General features: G+C 28.8%; 17 protein-coding genes, 2 tRNA genes and 1 pseudogene. 10 read left to right on the forward strand and 10 right to left on the reverse strand.

Annotated elements, in window-relative coordinates; translation table 11 throughout:
• Nucleotides 1-47: 47 nt before the first annotated feature.
• A complete protein-coding gene (locus TOPB45_RS04095; protein WP_013909591.1) occupies nucleotides 48-599 on the forward strand; it encodes a hypothetical protein in 552 nt (183 codons plus the stop codon).
• Nucleotides 577-2673: a sensor histidine kinase gene (locus tag TOPB45_RS04100; RefSeq protein ID WP_013909592.1), complete on the forward strand. Its 2097-nt coding sequence runs from the start codon at nucleotides 577-579 to the stop codon at nucleotides 2671-2673. Before TOPB45_RS04095 ends, TOPB45_RS04100 begins: the two co-directional genes overlap by 23 nt.
• A 1-nt stretch (nucleotide 2674) precedes the next feature.
• Here the strand turns inward: TOPB45_RS04100 and polA are convergent, their stop codons facing one another.
• Complete coding sequence (gene polA, locus TOPB45_RS04105; protein WP_013909593.1) at nucleotides 2675-5275, reverse strand: DNA polymerase I; 2601 nt, start codon at nucleotides 5273-5275, stop codon at nucleotides 2675-2677.
• Nucleotides 5276-5384: 109 nt separating this feature from the next.
• Between polA and rpsU the strand changes: the two genes are divergently transcribed.
• The 5 genes from rpsU (at nucleotide 5385) to ahbA (ending at nucleotide 12404) form a co-directional block, all read left to right on the forward strand.
• A complete protein-coding gene (gene rpsU, locus TOPB45_RS04110; protein ID WP_013909594.1) occupies nucleotides 5385-5594 on the forward strand; it encodes a 30S ribosomal protein S21 in 210 nt (69 codons plus the stop codon).
• A gap of 18 nt (nucleotides 5595-5612) precedes the next feature.
• Nucleotides 5613-7904, forward strand: coding sequence for an endonuclease MutS2 (locus TOPB45_RS04115; RefSeq protein ID WP_013909595.1), 2292 nt, complete (start codon nucleotides 5613-5615; stop codon nucleotides 7902-7904).
• Between the two features lie 205 nt (nucleotides 7905-8109).
• Entirely contained in the window at nucleotides 8110-9852 is a 1743-nt protein-coding gene (gene dnaG / locus TOPB45_RS08555) for a DNA primase (RefSeq protein ID WP_013909596.1), read from the forward strand.
• A gap of 13 nt (nucleotides 9853-9865) precedes the next feature.
• A complete protein-coding gene (locus TOPB45_RS04125; RefSeq protein WP_013909597.1) occupies nucleotides 9866-11419 on the forward strand; it encodes a sigma-70 family RNA polymerase sigma factor in 1554 nt (517 codons plus the stop codon).
• Nucleotides 11409-12404 carry a siroheme decarboxylase subunit alpha gene (gene ahbA, locus TOPB45_RS04130; RefSeq protein ID WP_013909598.1) on the forward strand — a complete coding sequence of 332 codons (996 nt, stop codon included), beginning with the start codon at nucleotides 11409-11411 and terminating at the stop codon, nucleotides 12402-12404. The genes TOPB45_RS04125 and ahbA overlap by 11 nt, the downstream gene beginning before the upstream one ends.
• 4 nt (nucleotides 12405-12408) lie before the next feature.
• Here the strand turns inward: ahbA and TOPB45_RS04135 are convergent, their stop codons facing one another.
• Together TOPB45_RS04135 and TOPB45_RS04140 are read right to left on the reverse strand one after the other, a co-directional pair.
• Nucleotides 12409-13281, reverse strand: coding sequence for a sulfite exporter TauE/SafE family protein (locus tag TOPB45_RS04135; protein WP_013909599.1), 873 nt, complete (start codon nucleotides 13279-13281; stop codon nucleotides 12409-12411).
• Nucleotides 13282-14550: a M48 family metalloprotease gene (locus TOPB45_RS04140; protein WP_013909600.1), complete on the reverse strand. Its 1269-nt coding sequence runs from the start codon at nucleotides 14548-14550 to the stop codon at nucleotides 13282-13284.
• 64 nt (nucleotides 14551-14614) lie between these two features.
• On the opposite strand from TOPB45_RS04140, the gene sixA reads away from it, so the two are divergent.
• The 3 genes from sixA to TOPB45_RS04155 all read left to right on the forward strand — a co-directional run bounded on the left by sixA (nucleotide 14615) and on the right by TOPB45_RS04155 (nucleotide 15366).
• Entirely contained in the window at nucleotides 14615-15079 is a 465-nt protein-coding gene (gene sixA / locus TOPB45_RS04145) for a phosphohistidine phosphatase SixA (RefSeq protein WP_013909601.1), read from the forward strand.
• Between the two features lie 58 nt (nucleotides 15080-15137).
• Nucleotides 15138-15209, forward strand: a tRNA-Val gene (locus tag TOPB45_RS04150).
• Between the two features lie 82 nt (nucleotides 15210-15291).
• Nucleotides 15292-15366, forward strand: a tRNA-Asp gene (locus TOPB45_RS04155).
• 115 nt (nucleotides 15367-15481) lie between these two features.
• Here the strand turns inward: TOPB45_RS04155 and TOPB45_RS09235 are convergent.
• The 7 genes and pseudogenes from TOPB45_RS09235 to TOPB45_RS04185 form a co-directional block, all read right to left on the reverse strand.
• A pseudogene (locus tag TOPB45_RS09235) lies at nucleotides 15482-16036 on the reverse strand (tyrosine-type recombinase/integrase); the annotation flags it as partial.
• Nucleotides 16037-16152: 116 nt separating this feature from the next.
• The gene (locus tag TOPB45_RS04160) at nucleotides 16153-16476 is read right to left on the reverse strand and encodes a hypothetical protein (protein WP_013909602.1); all 324 of its coding nucleotides are present in this window, start codon (nucleotides 16474-16476) and stop codon (nucleotides 16153-16155) included.
• The gene (locus TOPB45_RS04165; RefSeq protein WP_013909603.1) at nucleotides 16476-17681 is read right to left on the reverse strand and encodes a hypothetical protein; all 1206 of its coding nucleotides are present in this window, start codon (nucleotides 17679-17681) and stop codon (nucleotides 16476-16478) included. Before TOPB45_RS04165 ends, TOPB45_RS04160 begins: the two co-directional genes overlap by 1 nt.
• A gap of 35 nt (nucleotides 17682-17716) precedes the next feature.
• Complete coding sequence (locus TOPB45_RS04170; RefSeq protein ID WP_013909604.1) at nucleotides 17717-18802, reverse strand: hypothetical protein; 1086 nt, start codon at nucleotides 18800-18802, stop codon at nucleotides 17717-17719.
• Nucleotides 18803-18812: 10 nt separating this feature from the next.
• Nucleotides 18813-20609, reverse strand: coding sequence for a Do family serine endopeptidase (locus TOPB45_RS04175; RefSeq protein ID WP_013909605.1), 1797 nt, complete (start codon nucleotides 20607-20609; stop codon nucleotides 18813-18815).
• A gap of 71 nt (nucleotides 20610-20680) precedes the next feature.
• Complete coding sequence (locus TOPB45_RS04180) at nucleotides 20681-21823, reverse strand: hypothetical protein (RefSeq protein WP_013909606.1); 1143 nt, start codon at nucleotides 21821-21823, stop codon at nucleotides 20681-20683.
• 20 nt (nucleotides 21824-21843) lie between these two features.
• Nucleotides 21844-23886, reverse strand: coding sequence for a hypothetical protein (locus TOPB45_RS04185; RefSeq protein WP_013909607.1), 2043 nt, complete (start codon nucleotides 23884-23886; stop codon nucleotides 21844-21846).

Below are 23886 nucleotides of genomic sequence, written 5' to 3' on the forward strand. Positions count from 1 at the left end.
TAATAAAGTTTTAAACTTTTAAAATCGTGTTATTATAAAATTTTAAAATGAAGATTTTTAAAAGTTTTTTTCTTATCTTAATTTTTCTAATAGTCTCTCAGTCCTATGCTTTAGAAATAAAAAAATTAAAAGGATACCTTTATGAAAAAAATATTCTTATAGATGTGTTTTATAAAGATTTTCCCTTTCAAGAGATTGTTCTTTCTCTTAAAGAACAAAAAGAACCAGTTTCAATAGAATATCAATTTGAAATTTATAGAAAACGTTTCTTATTAAAGGATGTTCTTCTTTATAAGGAAAGATATTATCAAAAACTCTATTATGCTTCTGATAAAAATCTTTATTATTTAGAAGATAACTTTGGTTTAAAGACCTTTGAAAAACCAGAAAATGCAGTACTCTCAGTGGTTAGTTTAGAATCTTATCCTTTAAAATATACTTATACACCTGAAAAGGATTCCCTAATTTTTAAAATGAAGGTCATTCTAACTTATAGCACTCATCTTTCAGAAAACTTAAGATATACAAAAAAGAAACATTTTAAAAAATTAGAAACAGAAAAAACAGTTGGAATTAATGAATTATTGGGAAATTTTTAAATTAAATCTAAAAAAAATTAAGATTTTAATTTTTCTTCTTTTTATAGGGATTACTCTTTGGTTAGAATTTAATATTTTTGATTTTTCTTTTCTTAGTTTATCTCAAAAAAATATTTTTCTTTTCTTGTTATTTCAGCTTAATCTTATTTTTATTTTAGTTCTTCTTTATTTTATTTTTAGATATCTTTTTAAAATCTTTTGGGAAATTAAGATTAAAAAAATCTCTAAAAGCATAAAGATAAAACTCTTTTCTATTTATTTTATTTCTATAATTTTTCCTTCCCTAATATTGATTTTAGGAAGTTTTTTCTTTTTCAAAAAAACTTTAGATTACTGGATTAAAGAATTTTTTGAAGAAAAGGTTATTTCTCAATTTATGAAGGCAGAGGATTATTATAAAGAAACGGAAAGATATTTACTTCAAAAGGGACAGGAAATTATTAATGAATATGTTTCATCCGCTGAGGAATTGAAAAGCAAAGACCTTAGAGAGAAATTTAGATATTTTTCAAACCTTGATTCTATAGAAATTTATAATTTTTCTGGACAACTTTATAAAAAGACCTATTCCTCAGAAATTCCGGAAAAATTAGGTATCCCTCCTTCCATTTTAGAAAAGCTTAAAACAGAAAAAATTCCTGTTACCCAATTTTCAATAATAAGATCTAAGCCTTTATTAAGGGTTTTTATTGCCTGTAAAGACAAATATGGTAATGAATGGATATTAGCTACAGGAAAGGTTTTAAACCTACAAAAATTTGCAGAAAGTTCTGCTTTTCCTGAAAAAAAATATTTTAAAACCTTTAAAAAATTTTTGTTAATGACAGGCATCTCAGTTTTACTTCTCATAATCTTTGTTGGTATTTGGGTAGGAAGTAAAATAGGAAGAAATCTTACAGAACCCTTACAAAATCTTATTTTAGCTACTCAAAAGATTTCTCAAAAAAAATATCAAATAGAAGAAATACCTCTTACTTCTTTTTCTGAAGATGAGTTAGGGATTTTGGTTAATTCCTTTAAGGAAATGGTTAAAAAAGTGAAAGAATATGAAGAAGAATTGAAGAGATATAATGAATATTTAATGTCTATTTTAAACCATCTTCCTGTAGGAATTTTAATATTGGATTTCAATTTTAAAATAAAATTTCTTAATGAAAATTTAAAAAAATTTTTGGAAATTTATGAATTTAAGAATATAGAAGAGCTTTTGAATTATTTGGATTTGTTTAATTTATTGCACACTGTAGATCTGGAATCTCCTTTTTATAAAATTTTTGAATTTACTGTGGGGGAAAAGGAAATATTTTTAGGATTAACACTTTTGAAGCTTAATCTATTTCGAGAAGAAAATTTTATGGTTATTTTGGAAAATTTAGAAGAAAAGGAAAATTTAAAAAGGCTTTCTATTTGGAAAGAAGTAGCTATAAAAATAGCTCATGAAATTAAAAATCCTTTAACTCCTATTAAACTTTCTATAGAAAGATTGAGAAAAAGGTTAGGGGAAAATCTTGAAGATTCTGCAAAAGAAATCCTTTTTAAAACAACTGAGATTATAGAAAAATATGTAGAAGAATTAAGAAAATTAGCAACAAATTTTTATTATTTCTCAAAAAAACCCAGTCTCAATTTAGAAAAAGGTAGTTTATTAGAAAATATTATAGAAGTGGTCAATCTTTACGAACTTGCCTATCCTGAAGTTAAGTTTAATATTCAGGCTGATGATGACGGAGAGTGTATTTTTGATAAGTTTCACTTTAAAAGGGTATGGATAAATTTAATTGATAATTCTATAAAAGCTATGCAAGAGAAGGGAGAAATAAAAATCTTTTTAAGTAGAGAAAATGGAGAGGTGATTGTAAAAATGATAGATACTGGGAAAGGTATTCCAGAAGATATAAAGGCAAATATTGCTGAAGGAGATTTAATAAAACTTAAAGAGTTCGGGATGGGATTGATTATAGCTTATTCAGTGGTAAAGCTTCACAAAGGGATTTTTCAAGTAGAGAGAAATAATCCTTCGGGAACAGTTATTACTATAAAAATCCCCTGTGTTTCTGAATTAAAAATTATCTAACCTATTTACATTCTGCCCAATTTTTGCCAAAGGAAAAATTAACTTTTATGGGAACATTAAGCTTATAAGGAAGGTTTAAATATTTAAAAGGATTTTCCATTATTTTAGGAGCAAGCTCTTTTATTATTTCTATTTCTTCTTCAGGAACTTCAAGTACCAATTCATCATGGACTTGTAAAATTATTGCAGTTTTAAGATTATGCCTTTTTAACTCTTTTTGCAAAGCTACCATTGCGCATTTTATAAGGTCTGCAGCAGAACCTTGAATTGGGGTATTAATTGCCATTCTTTGTCCTAACTCCTTTATACTTTTATTTGGGCTAAAAAGTTCAGGTATATAGCGCTTCCTTCCAACTAAGGTTTTTACATAACCATTCTCTTTAGCAAATTCTATAGTTTTTTGAATGTATTCTTTGATTCCAGGATAACGACTAAAATAACGATTTATTATAATTTCTGCTTCCTTAGGGCTTATTTTTAATTCTTTAGCTAATCCATAAGCACTCATTCCATAAGCTATTCCAAAATTTATAGCTTTACTCATTCTTCTCATTTCAGGGGTAACCTTTTCTGGAGTTACACCAAACACTTCACAAGCTGTAAAAGTATGAATATCTTCTCCCTTTTCAAAGGCAGAAATAAGATTTTTATCTTCAGAAAAATGAGCAAGGATTCTTAATTCAATTTGAGAGTAATCTAAGCTACAAAGCATACAGCCATCTTCAGCAATAAAAGCCCTTCTTATAGAAAGCCCCTCTTCTCCTTTTATAGGTATATTTTGTAAATTTGGATTTTGGGAACTTAGCCTTCCTGTAGCTGTTCCTGTTTGATTAAATTCGGTATGTAATCTGTGTGTTTTAGTCTCCGCATATTTTAAAAATGCTTCTAAATAAGTACTTTTTATTTTGTAAAGTGTTCTATATTGTATAAGTAACCTAACAAAAGGATGAAGAGGAGCAAGTTCTTCTAAAACTTCCGCATCGGTTGAAGGGAGGGAACTTTTAGGTGTCTTTTTAATGGAAGGTAAATTTAATTTTTTAAAAAGAATATTACTTACTTCTTGACTTGATTTGGGATTAAATCTACAACCTGCTATTTCAAATAATTTATCTTCCAATTCTTTAAGAGTTTTTTGATATTCCTGATTAAGTGTTCTTACGTATTCTAAATCTATTTTGAATCCCTTCTTTTCCATTTCAAAAAGTACTTCGCTTAAAGGTATTTCAACCTTTTCAAGCCATTCACTAAGACCTTCTTCTTCAATACGATTAATTAATTCCTTTCCTAATAGAAAAAGACTACAAGTTTTTATAGCAATTTCTTCATCTTCAGAAATTTTTGAGGAACCTAAGCTAATATCTAAATATTCTTGCAATAAAAATTCAAGCTCATATTTTTTTAGAGAAGGATTTAAAAGATAACTTGCTAATTTAGTATCAAATACTTTATTCAGAGAAAAACCGAAAAGTTTAAGAAAATTTTTATAATCATGCAAGATGAATTTGGTTTTAGTAAATTTTGAGATTAAATCTTTTAAACAGGAAGTTGATAATTTATAAGCTTCCTTTTCAGAAAAGGCTACTGCTATCTCAGGGGCATGAGCTAAATTGAATATATAACCCTGGTATTGTAAGGGAAAAAGGCTTAAATAATCCCTTTCTGGAATTTGAGAAAGATCCTTGTTTTCTATTAAGAGAGGTTTAAATTCAGGAGGAGTGTATTTTATCTCTGATAGGAGTTTTCTAAATTCTAATTCTTTAAAAATTTTTCTTAAAGTAGAATAATCAGGTTCCTTTCTTTTATAATAGATAATATCTAAAGAAGGAAGTGGTGCATTATAATTTAAAGTTAAAAGGCTTAAATTATTTAATACCTGATCTTTATATTTAAGAAGACTTTCTCTTAATTTAGATAAAGAAACTTGTTTGATATTTTGATATAGATTTTCTAAATTTTTAAATTTTATTAATAATTCTTTAGCTGTTTTTTCTCCTATTCCGGGAACACCAGGAATATTATCACTGGGATCCCCAGTTAAGGCTCTAAATTCAGGAAAAACTTGGGGAGGAAATTGGTATTTTTCAAGAAAAGCATCAAGATCTAAGAATTTTTCTCTAACAGGATCATAAATAGCTATATTTTTATCAATTAAAGAATAAAGATCCTTGTCTCCTGCCACAATAATAGCAGAAAGATTCTGTTTTTTTATTATGTTCTTTATAAAGCTCGCTATAAGGTCATCTCCCTCATATCCAGGATGTGAGAGAACGGGTATTCCCAGAGAGTGGATTATATTTCTTATATAGGGAATTTGTATTTTAAGGTCATCTGGCATTTTGGGACGAGTAGCTTTATAATTTTCATAGATTTCGTGTCTGAAAGTTGGCTCCTTTTCATCCATAAACCAAATAATGTATTCTGGATCCCATTCCTTTAAGATTTTAAGAACCATTTGGGTTACACCAAAAATTGCTTTAGTTGGGAAGCCTTTAGTTGTGGCTAAATAACCAGGTATGGCAAAATAAGCTCTATAAATAAAAGAAGAACCATCTATTAAAATTACTGTATCTTTAGGTATTTTTTTTAAATAAGAACTAACCATAGTAAAAAGATTTTTTAAAACATTTTAAAATAAAATCAAGTAATTTTTCTTGACAAATTTGGAAAAGAGTTTAGACTTAAGCAAAAATCAAAAAGGGGAGGGGATCTCTTTGGCAGGAATAATAATTAAAGATGGGGAATCTTTCGAACAGGCATTAAAAAGGTTTAAAAGGTTAGTTGAAAAAACAAAAATACTTTCTGAAGTTAAAAAAAGAGAGTTTTATGAAAAGCCTGGGGTAAGAAGAAGAAAGAAATCTCAAAATGCTCGTAAGAAATTACTTAAAAAACTTAAAAAACTTCAACAAAAAAATAAAGGTTAATTTTTAAATTCATTTGGAGTGTTTAAATCTTTAAATAAATTAGATTGGTCAAGGATATTAAATTATTTAAATAATTTTCTCTATTCAGATTTTTCAAAAGAGCGTTGTCAAAATTTAGTACCCCTTTTTTCCTATGAAGAAGCTGTTAAAGCACAAGAGAAAACTAAATTTATCTGGGATTTATTAGAAAAGGGTAAAAAATTAGAGCTTAATCCTTTAAAATCTTTAAAAAGTCTATTTGAAAGGGCATCAAAAAGGGAATTTTTCTTACCTATTGAACTTTCAGAAATTAAAAAATGGTTTCTCACCTTAGAAAAACTTATTTCTTATCTTGAAAATTCCCCTTTTTCTAATTTAAAAACTCTATATGAGGAAATCAAAGAAATAGATCTTTATCTTGATAGAGTACTTGATTGGGAAAAAGGAGAAATAAAGGATAAAGCTTCTTACAATTTATTTATCATAAGAAAAAAGCTAAAAGAAGCAAAAGAAATTTTGTTTACCAAACTGGAAAAAATAAGAGAAAATCTTTTCAAAAAAGGTTATCTTCAGGAGAATCTTTTCACACAAAAAGAGGGCAGATATGTATTGCCTGTTAAGGTAGAATATAAAAATAAGGTAAAGGGTATATTGCATGGGGTTTCCCAAAGTGGAGCTACAGTATTTATAGAGCCTGCAAGTATAATGTCTTTAAGTAATGAAATAGAAAATCTTCGTCGTATAGAGCAAAGAGAGGTAGTTAAAATTTTAAGAGAAGTTTCTCAGGAAATCTTTTCTCGCTCCCAATCTTTTTTCAATTTAGAAGATATTTATGCGGATTTTGAAATTGCTTTTGCAAAAGCAAGTCTCGGAAAAACTTATAAAGGGAAGTTTCCTCTTTTAAAAAAGGAAGGTTTAATAAAAATTTGCTCAGGTATTCACCCCCTTCTTTTATTAAAAGAGAATTCTTCTAAAGTAGTTTATAATGATTTTATAATTGAGAAGGGTCTTCTTATCTCTGGTCCCAATTTAGGGGGTAAAACCGTATCCTTAAAAACCATAGGTATTCTTATCCTTATGGGACAAAGCGGTTTTCCTATTCCAGTTGAGGCAGCAGAATTTCCTTTATTTTCTAAAATCTTTGTAGATTTGGGAGATGATCAAGATATAATAGAAGGCGAGTCTTCTTTTTCTTCACATTTAAAAATTTTAAAAGAGATTTTAGATAATGCTGATGAAAACACTCTGGTTTTGCTTGATGAACCTGGGAAGGGCACTAATCCAGAGGAAGGAATAGCCTTAGTTGCAGCTATTATAAATGAAATCCTTAAGCGAAAAACCAAAGTTGTGGTTACTACCCATTCTCAATTTCTTAAAACTCTTAGTTTAAAAATGAAAGATCTGAAATTAGCTACTATGGAATATGATTCAGAAACAAAAGAACCAACTTATAAAATAAGATATAATGTTTTGGGAGAATCTTTAGCCTTTGATCTTGCTAAAAAATTGGGGTTTTCAGAAAATATTTTAAGCGAGGCAATAGGTTATCTAAAAAATAAAGAGTATTGGGAATGGTATAAAATAATAGAAAAAGAAAGAAAAAAACTTAAGGAGCTGGAAGAGGAGCTTAATTTAAAATTGAAAAACCTTGAGTCTAAAGAAAAGGAGTTAGAAGAGAAGAAAAAAGAATTAAAAAGCCTTTATGAGAAAAAGATAGAAGAATTAATCTCTATTTGGAATGAAGAATTTCAAAAAATGATAAAAAATATAAAAAAGGAAAGCATTAGTTATAAAAAGGCAATTAAAAATTTTGAAGAATTTGTGAATAAATTTTTAAAAAGTTCAACAAGAGAAGAAGAAATAAAAGAAGGGGATAAAGTGCTTGTGTTACCTTTTAAAAGGGAAGGGGAGGTTTTAAAAGTAAAAGATAAATTGGTGGAGGTAAAACTTGGGAATTTTAGGATAGAGGTTCCTAAAGGAAATATAATAAAAGATTATTCAGAAATAAAACCACCTTCTTTTAAATATTACAAACCTAAGGATTTAGAAAATTTTCAGAAATCTCACGAAAAGATCGAGAAAAAAGAAATTTTAAAACTTTTGGGATTAACCGTTGAGGAAGCATTAGAAGAAATTGAAAAGACCTTAAATAAAGCTTTTTTAGAAGGAATTCCGAAAGTCTATTTAGTTCATGGACACGGGACGGGTAAACTAAGAGAAAGTGTTAGAGAATATCTTAAAAATCATCCCCTGGTTAAAAATTTCAAATTTGCTGATTTAATGGAAGGTGGAACAGGAGTCACTATTGTTTATTTGGAAGAAAAAAATTAAAAAGATAAAATTTGTAAGTAACTCTTGAACTTTTTAAAAACTATGTTAGAAAATATAAAGATTTTTCATATTCATTTGACCGAATACTCGATGAGGCTAATTTTAAAAGTCTTTTACTTATCAAGATTTTTTCTTGCTCCTGCTGAAAGGTTAAGTAAGTTTACTGATTTTTAAAATTAATTTTTAACTAAAAATTATTTAAAATATGTCTTTCGAAGACCTTTTTGAAGAAATAAAAAATTCTTATGATATTGTAGATGTGGTTTCTTCTTATGTTAGACTTAAAAAGGTAGGAAAAAATTTTGTGGGTTTTTGTCCTTTTCATTCAGAAAAGACCCCTTCTTTTGTAGTAAGTCCTGAAAAGCAGATTTTTAAGTGTTTTGGATGTGGGGCTGCTGGTGATGTAGTTACCTTTTATACCAAAATTAAAGGATTAACTTTTAAAGAGGCACTTTTAGAACTTGCTGAAAAAGCAGGCATCTCAGTAGAGAAAAATTTTTTTGTTGAAAAGAAAAAAGAGAAAGGGTTAGCCGAGTTTAATTATAAAATTGCTAAATTCTATCATCACCTTTTATATTTTCATAGTTCTTCAAAATTGGCTCGAGAATATTTAGAACAAAGAGGTATTAAGGAAGAAACTATTAAAAACTTTCTTTTAGGTTTTGCTCCACAAGATGGTAGAGTATTAGCAGGCTATCTTAGAAATACTTCTGAAGATTTAGCTAAAGGAGAAGAGCTTGGCTTAATAAAGAGAACTTCTGATGGTTCTTATATAGACCTTTTTAGAGGAAGAATAATTTTCCCTATTTTTAATTTAAAGGGAGAATGTGTAGGATTTGGGGCAAGAGCCTTAGATAAAGATGCAGAACCCAAGTATTTAAATACTCCGGAATCAAAAATCTTTAAAAAAAGTGAAATTCTTTATGGGTTTTATCAATCAAAAGAAGCTATTAAAAAAGAAAATCTTGGTATATTAGTTGAAGGTTATTTTGATTTTCTCAGTCTATGGGAAAGAGATATTAAAAATGTAGTTGCTACTTGTGGAACAGCATTAACAGAAAAGCATGTTAAACTTATGAAAACTTTAACAGAAAATTGGATAATCTTTTATGATGGTGATTTAGCAGGTAAAAAAGCTACTCTTAGAGCTATTTCTCTCTTTTTGAAAGAAGGAATTTTACCGAAATGTGTAATACTTTCAGAGGAAGATGATCCAGATTCTTGGGCAAGAAAAGAAGGATTAGAAGGAGAAACTTTAAAAAGAAAAATAGAAAAACTTACTGTAGATGCCATTTCCTTTGTTATTAATTTTTATGATGAAGAATATAAAATTAATTCATCTAAAGCATTTAAAGAAATTATGGAGGTCTTTAAATCTACAGAAGATCCTTTTTTAAGAAATCATATAGCAAGAGAACTCAGTTTTTATTTAGGAATTCCAGAAAATGAAATTTTAAAATATTTTGTAAAAGATGTTTATACAGAAGAAATACCAGGAAAGCCTATAGAAAAAGCTAAGGAAGATGTTCCGGGGTTAAGAAACATTGCTCAATTTTTGATAAATTATCCAGAATATTATCTTGAACTTGAGTCCTCAGGGCTTTCTAGACTTCTTGAATTTTATCCAGACACTCTTTATGGTAGATTTTTAAAACATCTCATAGAAGAATTTAAAAGAGGAAATAAAGAAATTGATTATATTCCTGATTTGGAATTCCAAGAAGTTTTAAGCGATCTTCTTTTAGAACCGCCTTTTGAGAATAAAGAAGAAGCTCTTAATCATATTAAAATTTACATAAAAAGAGAGCTTGCTAAAAAAGAAATAAGAAAAGTTACAGAAAATTTAAAACTCCTTCAAGTAAAAGGCTCAAAAGAAGAAATAGAAAGATACCTTTTGATCTTAAAAAATTCGATAACAGGAAAACTTATAAGAGAAAATAAATTTTAACAAAGGAGGAGATATGAGCCTCCAAAAGGATAAAAAATTTTGTTTATTTAAAGATGATGTAGATTTTGAAGAAATATTGGAAGAAGAAAAAGATGATTGGTTAGATGAAGAAGGAGAAAAATTAAAGGTTTCTAAAAAGAAAGATACCGAGGATCCGATTAAAATTTATTTTAAAGAGGTTTTTTCTCATAAACTTTTGACTCGAGAAGATGAGATAAGGATAGGACAGACTATTGAAAAAAATGAAAAAGAGATTTTAAGAGAAGTTTTGAATTATTATTCTCAACTTATAAAATTTTACCATCTATTAATTAAGGCAGAAAGAAGCAAAAATCTTCATTTACTCTTTAAAGACTATGAAGAACTTTCAAGAAATAGCGAAAAAGCAAAAAAATGGTTAGAGGAGATAAAAACCAATATTAATAAATTAGTAGAAAATTTTGGAAAGGGTAAAAAGGAAAAATTAATAGATAAAGTTATAGATTTGATCTATGAAACAAGACCTACTAAGTTTTTACTTGATGAACTTGCTTGTGAAATACTTGAAAGCTATGAAAAAATCAAGGAATTTTATAAGTTTAAAGAAAAACTTCAAAAAGATTATTTTTTGAATGAAAGGACCTTTAAAAAGATTTTTTCTCTAAATGGAAAACATGAAAATATTGAAAAATACTTTAAAAAGACACCTTTAGAAAATTTAGATATAGAAAAAATTAAAAAGAACATTAACGAATTCAATAATTTTATAAAGAAAACTAATGACTATTTTGGAGAGCCTTTAGAAAAAATTTATAAAAGCGGAGAAAAAATTTGTAAAGCCTTTAGAGAGATCAAAAAGAATAAAGAGGAATTAGTAAAAGCTAATCTTAGATTAATAATTTCTCTTGCTCGCAAATATTCTCCTAAGGGGATGTTTTTAAGTGATCTTATTCAAGAAGGAAATATTGGATTATTAAAAGCTATAGAAAAATTTGATTATAGAAAGGGGTTTAAGTTTAGTACTTACGCTACCTGGTGGATAAGGCAAAGTATAACCAGATACTTAGCTGAGAATACAAGAACTATAAGGGTACCTGTTCATATAATTGAGACTATTTATAAAATAAGCAAAATCATTTCCACTAAATTTTATCAAGAATATGGAAGAGATCCTACTCTTGATGAATTAGCTAAAGAAACAGGTCATTCTATTGAAAAATTAAACTATATTTTTAAAGTTATGAAACAGCCCATTTCTCTTGAGACTACCATTGGAGAGGATGAGGATGCAACCTTGAGAGATTTTATAGAGGATCAAAATACAATTAAACCTGATGAAGCAACATTTAATACTGCACTTTCAGAAAAAATTAGAGAGCTTTTAAAAACCCTCTCCCCAAGAGAAGAAAAAATTATTAGATTAAGATTTGGAATAGGAGAAAGGGAAGCCTATACTTTAGAAGAAGTAGGTAATAAATTTGGTGTTACTAAAGAAAGGGTTAGACAAATTGAAAGCATGGCTTTGCGAAAACTTAAACATCCCAACAGAATTAAATTATTGAAAAACTTTTTAATTTATGGTTCTTAATATTTCTCCTACGACTGAAAAAGAACTTTTAAGTATAATTCAAAAAGAATTTCCTTTAGAAAAACGCCCTTTTTTAAAAATAGGAGAAAGGCTAAATATAAAAGAAGAAGAAGTAATTAAATATTTAGAATATCTCAAAAAAAAGAGGATTTTAAGGCAAATTTCAGCTATATTTAATCCTTGGTTTTTTGGTCACAGATCTTCGCTTTTTGCCTTTAAAGTTCCTCCAGAAAAACTTGATAAAGCAATTTCAATTATTAATAAACATCCAGGAATAAGCCATAATTATTTGAGAAATCATGATTATAATCTTTGGTTTATTTTAGTTAGTTTGCCAGAGAAAGACCCTTTAGATGAAGCTGATAAATTAGCTAAACTTTGTGAAGTGGAGGATTATTTATATTTACCTGCTTTAAGAACTTTTAAAATTTCTGCAGTTTTTGGAGATAAAATTTCTGACTTTGATAAAGAAGAAATTATAGATATAGAAACAACTGTTGAAGCTAATAAAAATATTACAGAAAAAGACAAAATTTTGGTAAAGATATTACAAGAACCTCTACCTTTAGTTAAAACCCCTTTTAAAGAAATAGCAAAATTTCTTGGTATTAAAGAGGAAGATTTATTTTTATGGATTAGAGAAATGAAAGAAAAGGGTGCTTTAAGAAGGTTTGGAGCACTTTTGAAACACAACAAATTGGGATTTAAAGTAAATGTAATGGTGGCTTGGGAAACAAAAAGGGATAAGATAGATTTTCTTATTGAAAAACTTTCTAAAGAACTTTTAATAACCCATTGTTATGAAAGAAAGACCTATCCCAATTGGAAATATAATCTTTATACCATGTGCCATTTTAAAGAAGAAAAAGAAAAAGAAAAAATACTACTTCTTGCCCAAAAATATAGTATTAAAAACTTTATTATGCTTGAAACCGTAAAAGAATTAAAAAAAATAAGATTAAAGCTGTTTTATGAGTTAGAATAAAATTCTACTTAAAAAAGGAAATCACATAATTGATAGAGATAAAAAGAACTGCTCCTGTAATTATTATTCTTATTAATCTTTGAGGCATATATTTTTGAATTCTTGCTCCTAAGGAAAGACCAAAAGCTCCTCCTATTCCTAAAAGTAGTCCCAATAGCCAATCAGGAGGGTGTCCACCCAAAGCAAAAACTATAACTCCTACTATAGAGGTGATACAAGTTCCAGCAAGGGTTGCTCCTGCAAAAACATAAGCTGGTATTCTAAAAAAAGCAAGTAAAATAGGAGCCATTAACGCTCCTCCACCAATTCCATAAATTCCTCCAATTATTCCAATAAAAAAAGCAAGAGAAGAAATAATAAGAGAATTTAATTTAAAATGCTCTTGAGAATAAATAAATTCTATTTTTCTCCAATTAAAAGTTAATGTTTTTGGAGGTTCTGGGGAAAATTTAGTTTCCTTTTTAACTGCAAAAAATTCATATATTAATCTTATAGCAATAGTTAAGAGCACAAGACCAACTAATAATTTAAATCTTTTCAACTCTTCAAAAAAGGAAATTCTTAAAAGATAACCTATAATTACTCCTGGGAAAGTTCCTAAGATAATTATTAAAGTTAGAGGATAATAAAATCTTTTTTCTTTCCAATATCTATAAACTCCAAAAGGGATAGCAAATACGTTATATAGGTGATTGGTAGCACTTACAGAAGGGGTAGTAAATCCAAGAATACTTACTTGAAAAGGAAGCAATAAAAAAGCACCACTTATTCCACCAGAGGCACATAAAAAGGATATTAAAAAACTAACCAGAGGAGGTATTAAAATAGAAGTAGTTACACCAGAAATAGGAAAGGTATATACAAAAGGTAAATTCATTTAAAACCTTCTTAGTTTATCATATCTATAATAACAATCTCTATACCAAGGTTCATTTTTAGGTCCTAATTCTAAAGCCTTTTCATAATTTTTTAAAGCTAAATTGAAATTTCCCTTTTCTTCATAGGTTCTTCCTGCATAATAATAGGAAACTCCGTTAAAGGGAATTAAAGATTTTCCTTTTTCAAAAAATTTTAGGGCACTCTCATAATTTTTAAGTTTAAAATTAATTATTCCAGAAATTATATTAGCAGTAAAAAAATTGGGGTCATATTTAAGGGAGCATTCTGAATATTCCTTAGCTTTATTTAGATTTCCTTCTTCCATCTCCAATTTTGCTAAATAAATCAAAGCAACTGTATTTTTTGGATAAAGCTTTAAGGCTCTTTCAAAAAGATTTTTAGCTTCTTCTTTTCTTCCATCTTTATAAGCTTTTTTCCCATTTTCTACATAATCATAAGATTCTTTAGTTTGAAGGATAAGCTTTCTAATTTCTTGAAACTTTTGAGTGTCCTTTATAAGAATACCTGTTGGTCTAAAAGTTGCTATATATTCTTTAACTTCTTTAATTCTTAATTCTGGTAGAGGGTGAGTGGAGAGCCATTCAGGTGGTCTTTTTTTCTCCATTTTTTTAAATTTCTCAAAAACTTCTATCATTCCTTGGGGTGAATAACCAGCTTCAAAAGCATAAAGGAATCCATATTTATCTGCTTCTCTTTCTTGATCTCTACTAAATTTAAGGGTTAAAAGAGAAGCTGAAACTTGACCAAGCTGAAGCAATATTTCTCCAGTTAGGTCTTGAGGAACAAGTAAACTTCCAATTTGTAAAAGCATACTTAAGGCTAACTGTTTTTCTAAGAATTTTACATGATGTCTTGCATTAATGTGTCCTAATTCATGAGCAAGGACTCCAGCCAATTGGCTTTCATTATCAAGTTGCAAAAGAAGTCCTCTTGTAATAACTACTGGTCCACCAGGAAGCGCAAAAGCATTTATAATACCTGAATTTACTACATAGAATTTGTAAGGAACCTTTCTTTCTGCAATTTTAGCAATTTTTAGACCTACATTATTTACATAGTTTTGGATTTTTTCTTCAGGATAAAGTCCTTCAAATTCATCGATTGAGAAGGGGGTATAAAGTTTTCCTAATTCTATTTCTTTTTCTTCTGGAATAAGAGTGAAAAAAGGTTTATTAGAGTTAGATGTGGTACAGGAATTTATAAAAAAAGTAAAAAATAAAAGAATTAGAAATGTAATAATCCTCATAAATGGTTATAATTATATATAAAGGATTAAAATTGTCAAATTTAAAATAAAGGGAGGTGAGGGGATGAGAGTTTATTTGGTTCAACATGGTATACCAAAGCCAGAAAGTGAGGATCCTCAAAAATCTCTTTCTGAAATTGGCAAAGTAGAAGTTGAAAAGGTTGCTCAAGTTCTCAAAAAATCAGGAATAAAGGTTTCAAAAATTTTTCACTCAGGAAAACTAAGAGCTAAGCAAACAGCAGAAATTATGGGAGATTATCTAAATCCTTTAGAAGGTATAACTGAGGCAGAGGGACTAAATCCCCTTGATTCTCCAGAGATATGGGCTGAAAAATTATCTGTTTTAAAAGATGATATAATGTTAGTTGGGCATTTACCTCATCTTCAAAAACTTTGCTCTTTATTAGTGATCAATAATCCAGAAAAGCCTATTATTAAATTTAGACAGGGAGGGGTTGTAGCCCTTGAAAGAGATGATAAAGGTAATTGGATAATTTGTTGGACTCTTTATCCAGAATTTGTTTTATAAAAATTAAATTTTTATATTTATTGACAAAAGTAAATTTTGAGGTATTAATAAATAATGTGGGCGGATAGCTCAGGGGGAGAGCATCGGCCTTACAAGCCGGGGGTCAGAGGTTCAAATCCTCTTCCGCCCATTCTTTATTTAAATTTTTCAAATTATTTAGAACTTCTTGAAAATTTTTAAAAATTTTATATAATTTTTTTAAAAGTAAGTTCGGGGCTGTAGCTCAGCACGGTTAGAGCGCCTGCCTGTCACGCAGGAGGTCGCGGGTTCAAATCCCGTCAGCCCCGCTTTTCTAAATGGTTTCCTGTAGTCAGTGATGTCGTCAGTGACGACATAGTGATGACATGTCTGAGCTTCAAGAATTTGAATAGCCCTATAAAGAACTGGCATTGCAACCTTTGTGTAAATCTGAGTTGTTTTGATATCTTCATGACCTAAAAGTGCTTGAATGGTTCTCAAGTCAACTCCAGACTCTAAAAGATGAGTTGCAAAGCTATGCCTTAATTGGTGTGGTGTTATTTTTCTTTCAATTCCTGCTTTTTTTGCTATCCTACAAATTGCTCTTTTGATATCAGTTAAAGGTTTACTTGTCTTAGGTGATGGGAAAACAAGTGGGTTATCATCAGTTCTCATTGCTTTTAAATGTAGGAGAGCTTTTTTTAACGTTTGACTCATAGGAACAAATCTTTCCTTATTCATTTTAGCTTTTCTAACTCTGATTAAGCCATGTTCAAAGAAGATGTCATCCCAGGTTAGATTTAAGGCTTCATTTTTTCTCATACCTGCATGATACATACATAGAAACAAAGCATAATAAAAAGGTTCAGATTTTGCAGCGTTTAAGAATCTTATTGTTTCTTCTAAACTGAGTGGCTCTGGTAGCTTGTAGCGGTGCGGTAGCCGTTTTATTTTTAAAGGCTCTTGTATATAGCCTCGTTCTACAGCAAATCTTGACATAGCTGAAAGCACGTTTAGTTCAATATTAACTGCGTGGGTTCCTCTTCTTGCTGACGCCGTTGATAAGAAGTATCAGGTTTTGGCATTATGAGATCTATTATACTATTATATATCATCTATCCTAATGCTCCAAATAATGGTGCCATAATCCCTTGGAACATTTGAAGTTGCATTTGTTGAAATGGAGTAAGACCAGGAGATGATGCATAGTTAGACGTACGTCCAAAAGAATTATTGTTTAGAGTACATCTACCACAACCAACACATCTATATCTTACTCCATTAATATAAACTTCTCTTACTTCACCTTTAGGTATATATGTTCCATCTGGAAGTTGACTTCCCTCACATACTGGATTTGGCTCGGGAATATCATAACAATAAGCTTGAAAAGAGAGAAATAATGAATTTGTTAATGCTAAAACTATTTTTTTATTCATTATTGCTCTCTTTTTAAGAGTTTTTTAGAATAATCTTGGCATTTTTTGTATTTTTCCATGTCTTTATCAAATTGAGCTTTTAGAATCTTATACTGTTTAAATAAATCCTCCGTAAATTTATAGTCTCCATTTACTTCATTGTCAAGATAGTTTATTTTAACACTAAGATATACAGTATTAATTACCATATGAAAAGCATTTGCAAAAGGTGCCAATTTAGTCACTGCTAACTTATATCTATTATTTATTTTTTCTAATTCAGAAAGTGTTTCAGAAAGTGCTAAGTCTCCAAGCAGTTCTTTAGTTTCTGGAGAATTATTTAAGTCATATAGGTCTTTCTTCAGATCTTCCAGATAGTTTTTTACATACTCATTACTTTCAAACATAAGTTTTAAATAAGCAGTAATCTTAGGATACATATCAGAGCTCCATGAACCAGTTTCAATACCTTGTGATGTTAATTCAACATATTCTGAAATATGTTTATCAAGCCAAATATTAAATTCCCTTATTTTTTCTCCAGTCTTCCAAAGCATTTCTTTGGTTTTATGATCTTTTATCTTTGGATCATTAATTAAATACTGAATTCTTTTCCCCAACCTTCCAATGTTTCCATAACTTCCCCATAGTTCTTTAATACTATGTACAATACTAAGCACATCAGGTAAAAAACTTAAAAGTAAATCTTTTTTTGTTTCAAATTCTTCTTTTAAAAGTTCTTTTTCTCTTTCTTCTTGTCTTTTACTCAATGCTTCTGCATCTCTTACAAACCTTTTCATTACCTCTTTATCACGGTCAATTTGCTCTTTAAGCTTATTACATACATCTGACATACATTGAAAATTATTTTGTTGAGCAATATCAATATAACGTTTAATAATCTCAATTTCTTCTTCTGCTTTTTGTTTATTTTTTAGATGCATATTCTTTGCCTGTTCTGCCTTTCTTGCTGTATCTTCAGCTATTTGACCAGCTTTTACATCTCCATTGGCTCTTGCAAGCAGAATAATTTTCTGAGCTTTCATAAGAATCCTGTCGCTTTCTATTATTCCTCTTTCTGCTTCTTCTTGATCTTTTTGTAAATCAATAAGTTTTTTCTTCAGTTCAGTTATGCTTACGTCACAAACACTTTGTGCCAAAACTTTTGAGGAAAATATCAAGAGAGCAACAAATATAATTTGGAATGTAAAAAGTTTTTTAATCATTTTTTAAACTCCAATTTTTCAATCTAATAGTAAAATTATTTGTTTATTTCTTCTTTCTTTCCTATTAATCCCTTTTCTAAATCATTTAATTTATTTTCAATTTCCAGCTTTTCTTTTGATAATCTCTCTTCGTTTTTCAAGGCAATTTGATAATTTCGTTCTGCTCGTTGGAGTAAAATTTTAGCTTCTTCTTCAAGAAGTTCGAAATCTTCTTTTTTCTCTGGATTCTTAGTCGTTTTAATTTTCTTTTGCAAATCTTTTAATTCATTTTTCAGTTGTTCCATTTCCTTTTGAAGTCTTTGCTTTTTGTCTTGAATTATTTTTGATTCTTCATTATTTGCTTGTATTTCAAGAATTAAATTTGATACTGATTGTGTTATTTCTTGATAACTTTTATAAATAGGATCTTGGTCAATAGACATTTTTGGCTCTGGAATATTAAATTCTATATTTCCAGGACAATCAATTGAAGTCTTATCGTCAAATCCTGCTTTAGCTTTATCTGTCATTATCTCCAAATTAGTTAGTATATTTTTAGATATTTCAAAATTTCCTTTTAATGCTAATTCTGCAGCTTGAATTGAGTTATAGGCTATGCAGTTTGCTTGCTTTAAAATCTTTCTATGTTCTTCTTTTTGAGATTGTGGTATAGGTGGAGATGATATTTTCATGTAGTTTGATAGTAATTCATATTTTAAAATTTCTTCTGCTTGTTTGTGTTTTAATTCTTTTATGAATCTTTCTTTTTCTTGTTGAGCTTTTTGTTGTTCTAACTTTAGACGTTCTCGTTGCTGTCTTAATTCTTCTTCTTGCTGTTGCTGGAAATCAGGCTGTTGAGATGGAGTATAAGAGCTTGATTGTTCATCGTAGCCTACACATCTTGTTTTATTCTGCCAGTGCACATCATTTGGTAATGCACTCCTTCGAGCAATTTCGCATTCTTGATAAGTTGCAAATCTGCCAGTTCTTGATGGAGCATTACAAGCTCTTGGCTCATATCTACATAAAAAGCTATTAAATTCAGATTGGTCAATTTCCCAATAAGCATAGGATGTAATAGGTGAGAAGTATAAGAAACCTAAAAACATTAAAAAATTATGTAAATATTTATTTTTTAACATAGTTGTCCTCCTATTCAATTTTATAAACCTCTATCGGATTACGCCATATAAGATGCCTTTCTATAGGCTTTTCTGTGCCTATTAACAACTCATACTTAGAATCTTCAATTTCATCCAACTTGAAAGTTGATATCATATTATTTGCTTGCCTAAATGCTTCTTCAACATTGTCTCGACTATATCCATAAATATCGTGCCTAAACTTTGATATTTTGACCGTAGAAGTATCCATATTTATTTCGCCCTTTATTAAAAATAGAGAAATTTTCAGGTTGTTTGACATTATGTCTGGAAAAACACCAAAATATCTAACTTCAAAATATCTGCCATCAAATTTAACAGGGAAAAAAGGAAGTCGTTTTGAATTTATATCCCACCATACCCATGTTCTTTCAAAATTCTTTTTAAGAAATTCTTGTTCAGTAAAAGCAGGATTTATCATTACTATTTGATTTGATTTGTCGTATTTAAATCTTATATTTCCATACTTATAATATATAACTTCATCATAATCTTGCTTTTCTCCCATTACTTCTACCATTCTTTTCTTTATATATTCCAATTTCTCATATTTCTTTCTATTCTCCTCAATTCTAAAAGTCATATTTTTAGCTTCTACAGAATTCTTGTCTTTTACAAAATCTACATATTTAGAAAAATTCTCTGCAGCTTTATCGTAGTAACTTAGTTCCTCATAAACTAATCCCAAGTTATAATAAATATCAGCCCATTCTGGAGATAATGCTTTGGCTATTTCAAGCAATTGTGCAACATTTTTCAAGTCTTCCCTTGATGACACATTTTTTAAAGCTTCTAAAAAATAAAATTGAGGATTGTTTTCAATAGTTAAAATAGTAATTCCTAACCTTGGTGTAGATGATATATTAGGAAGATTTATAGTTGTAGTAATTTTTCTTCCTTCTCTTATGAGAGTCATTTCATAAGAACCTGCGGGTAAGCTTTTTATATATTCACTAAATTCTTTTGCCAAATCTTTATTAGTTGATTCATAAAAAGTCTTACCATTTAAAGAATAAATAATATCCCAAATTTTGCCACCTGCTTTTTCGAAAGGAAAATTAGACAAAACTTCTGTTACAATCATGTTGTATTTTGTTTCATTCTTAATATCAGGCAACTTTATATTCGGGAACTTTAATTCTGATATAGATTTTCCCTCAAGAGCTGCTTCAACAATATCTGGACGATAGAAAACTTTTTCAAAGTCATCCATTTTATAAACTTTATCACCGAGTTTAACATTCAGATATTTTCCTGCAAAATCGCTTGCACTATAATAACCTGATGGTGTAAGAATTATCCACTCTCTGTTTTTAAAAATAAAAAGTTTTGCAAGTTCTTTATTATCCGATGTTCTTACTAAGCTTATAATTTGCTTTCCTTGGTATGGAATAATTTTTGCAGTTAATTTACCATCCTTAGAATGTTGAGGTTCATTACTTATATCTATGTTTAAATTATTATCAAATTTCTTTTTTGTATAGTTCAATCCCTTGAGATAAAATAAAAAATTTTCTAAAATCTTATTATCTTTTTTTAATGCCTCCGAAGGAATTGACTCTACATAAGTACTCGTAACATCCCATATAAAGTAAATTCCGTTATTTTCAGGTGAATAAACTATTAAGTAATCTGTAAACTTTCCTGAAACAAAAGAAAATTCATCTAAAAGCAATTTGCTATTTTCTTCAGGTATAAAAACTTCTGGTTTTTCTAATGCTTTTACAGGGGAAAAATACAAAAATATTAGAAAAATTCCTATTAAAGCTTTATATACTTTAACCATAATAAACCTCCAAAAGCTTTCTGTTCTATTACGTCTGCTAAGATACATAATTATCTATTAAAAATAGATGTTTACTTACATTTATTTCTAGTCATTAATTGATAACTATCAATAACAGGTTTAACTATTAATTCTTTAACTACACTTCCATCAGAAATACTATGAATCTTTATGCTTCCATCAGTATATCCTACAATAATAAATCCACCGTTTGTAACTAATAATGAAGTTGCTTGGTCGAAGTGAAATTTCTTCTCTTTAGTTAAACAATTATCCGTGATATTGAATATCGAAACATAAAAATGTTCTGCAAATATGTTTTTTTTGTCTTGTTCAGAATGAATAATCGCTATATCCCCGTTTTTTAGAATCACTTTATTAGCCATATTATTATGAAAAATATCACAAACTTTTTTGCCAGTATTTATATCAAATAATCTCAAATTTTGCCCTTTATCTAAATAAAGATATTTTCTATTAATGTCTAGCACTGCCCAAATAATATCCCATGGTTCTCTCTCGTCTATTTGGAATTCTGTTACGGGATTTAATGTTTCTTTGTCATACAACATTACCAAAAGTTTTTCTTTACCGTGATCTGATAAATCCTTACGACTAATTCTTTTAAAGTGACCAATATATAAACCAAGATCATATAAATGTAAATCAATTTTGTCGTATAGTTCATCATCTATTAAAGAAAAATCAGGGAGTTTAACCTCAGAGCCATTTTCTAAATTAATGATACGTACACGATTACTTATATCCCCAAAAACTCCTTCTAATAAGTATGTTCTATTGTTTGAAATTTTTCTTATTCTTCCATCTACCTTTATTTTGGTTAAAGTTTCAAGAGTTTCTATCTTTTTACCAAAAATACTGTATATTTCTATGGGTCCATTATATGGTTTTATAACTAATAAAGAATTTTTTATAAAGAACATATCTTCTGTAAGATGATTAGTTATAATAATCGATACTTGACGCCCACTTTGTATGTCCCATATTCTTATCTTTCTTCTCATAGCATCTACCGAAGCTAAAAATCTTTCACTATCATCAATTGCAAGAAAGTGTGCAGCCTCACAAATTTTATTCCAATTTTCTGCATATCCTGATTGTGCAAAGTCATTTGGTTTTTCTGACGCTTTTACAGGTGAGAAATAAAAAAATATTAGAAATAATCCAATCAAGGCTCTACATCTTTTAATCATATTTAACCTCCAAAAGCTTTCTATTCTTCCACATCAGCTAAATATACATAATAATCAGGTATAAAACCAAAATATTCCCTTTTATAAACTAAACATAAATTTGCTTTGTATGTTTTCCCTACTTTCATTTTTTCCAATACATCTTTCCTTATACCTGCTACATGATAAAAAGGTCCTGATCTTGTCATACCTTTAACTTTTAAAATATCTCCTGTTGAAATTATTTTATCTGCAATAATTTCAGTTTGTATAGCTTTGCAGGGATAAATAGGACCAAATGATAAATCTTTAGATTTAGATTCATACTCTTGAACATTTTCTGGTATTTGAAAATCTTCATCTTTTATTTGCTTAATCTTTTTTAGTTCATTTTCTAATTTTTTTACCTTTTCTTTTTCTCCTCTCTTTTTATATCTCTCTATTTCTTGCTGTATAGCATAAATAGTTGCATTTTTTACATCTCGTCTTATCTCTGTTATCATTTCTTGAATTACACCAAGAATAAATTTTCCTTGTTCTCCTTCAATTGGTTCTTCTTGAATTGTTTTAACTTTTCCTACTGTAAAATAGGGGTCATCCTTAGTAAAAGGCATTACAGGATTTTCAATTTTTAAAGTATAAGGCATTTGAATATTAAAATCTCTTTTCAAATCATACTCAATAACCGCTCCATCGGGAATAAAGGCTTTACAATTGTCTGGTTTTTCTCTTATAAAAGTTATTTTATAATCTGGAACTCTTGAATCTATTCTTGATGATTTTTTAACAACAGCTTTAATTGAGTTTTTATCAGTGCAACCGTTAGCATTTACTTTTATTTTGATTTTGTGATCTTCAATATTTAAAGAACGTAAAACTAATATGCCTTCTTCTGTTGGGGAAAAAGAGTATTTTACTGATTTTATATCAGACTTATCTGAAGTCTCTAAAATTCCTCCCCATTCTACTGCGGTAAATCCTTTTCTTATAGGTGTTTTAATTTGAGGTTCTATTAATTTTTCTTTACTATAGTAAGTACCCTCAAAATAAAAGATTACCCTAATAAAAGTATCTGGTTTTGGGTTTATTTTAACTGTTATATTTTCATCTAAAAATTCTTCACTTAGTAATCTAATTTTATAATAAGGATATCCTTTTAGTTCACCAAGCCAATATTCTTTAAAGTCTTTTATTTCTTTTTTATTAAGTCCTAATTTAGGAAGATTTACATCAAACCATTTTTCCAAATCTGTGGTTTTAACTATCCAACCTTCTTTTGGTAAATCAACTGAATTTTCTAATGCTACTTCGTAGAAAAGATACGGATATTTATTATCTATCAACCCATTTGGATTAGCTACAACTAACCATTTATCTTTGTATTCTGGAATAGTTTTTGTAATCTGTCCTTTTGGTTTCAAAATTACTTCTACTTTTTCAGTTTTATTTGGATAAAGATAAAGAGCCGGTTTTTTTAAAATGTGTGGAGGATGTTCTTCTAAAAGAAAACTTTCTAAGCAGGTTAATAATTTCATTTCTTTATTTTTATCTCTTGCTAAAGTAAAGCAAAGTGTTTTTTGCTCAGTTGGGCAACAAGAAGGGTCAGTTTCTTTATAAGTAAGAAGTGATAAATATATGGAGTCTCTCTCTATATCATTAAAAGAAACAAATCCTGGCTCAAACCTTAAATCTTTTATTATAACTCTATCTCCAAGCTCAATTGAATTAGTTTGAACGATTTTATCATCTTCTTTTACAAGAGCTGTTATTTCAAAAAACACGCCACTTCCACCAAAATTTTCGGAAAGTATAACTATGGCAAATGGTGGCAAGAATTTGGGTTTAAATATGCCGTATTTTTCTATCTTTACACTGAGATAATTTTTCATATCCTCTTCGTTACCAGGTCTTAATGGAGTTTTATATTCTCCATTCTTCAATGTGACTGTTTGCTTTGAATACTTTAAATGATATGTAAAGTTTTGAACGATCTCTTCATTTAGATTATTAGAATCTTCTAAGGCTATAGCTGGTTGTATCATAAGTAAAAAAATCCACATAATTATATATTTAAAAGCTTTCAT

Source organism: Thermodesulfobacterium geofontis OPF15 (assembly GCF_000215975.1).
Lineage (GTDB): Bacteria > Desulfobacterota > Thermodesulfobacteria > Thermodesulfobacteriales > Thermodesulfobacteriaceae > Thermodesulfobacterium > Thermodesulfobacterium geofontis.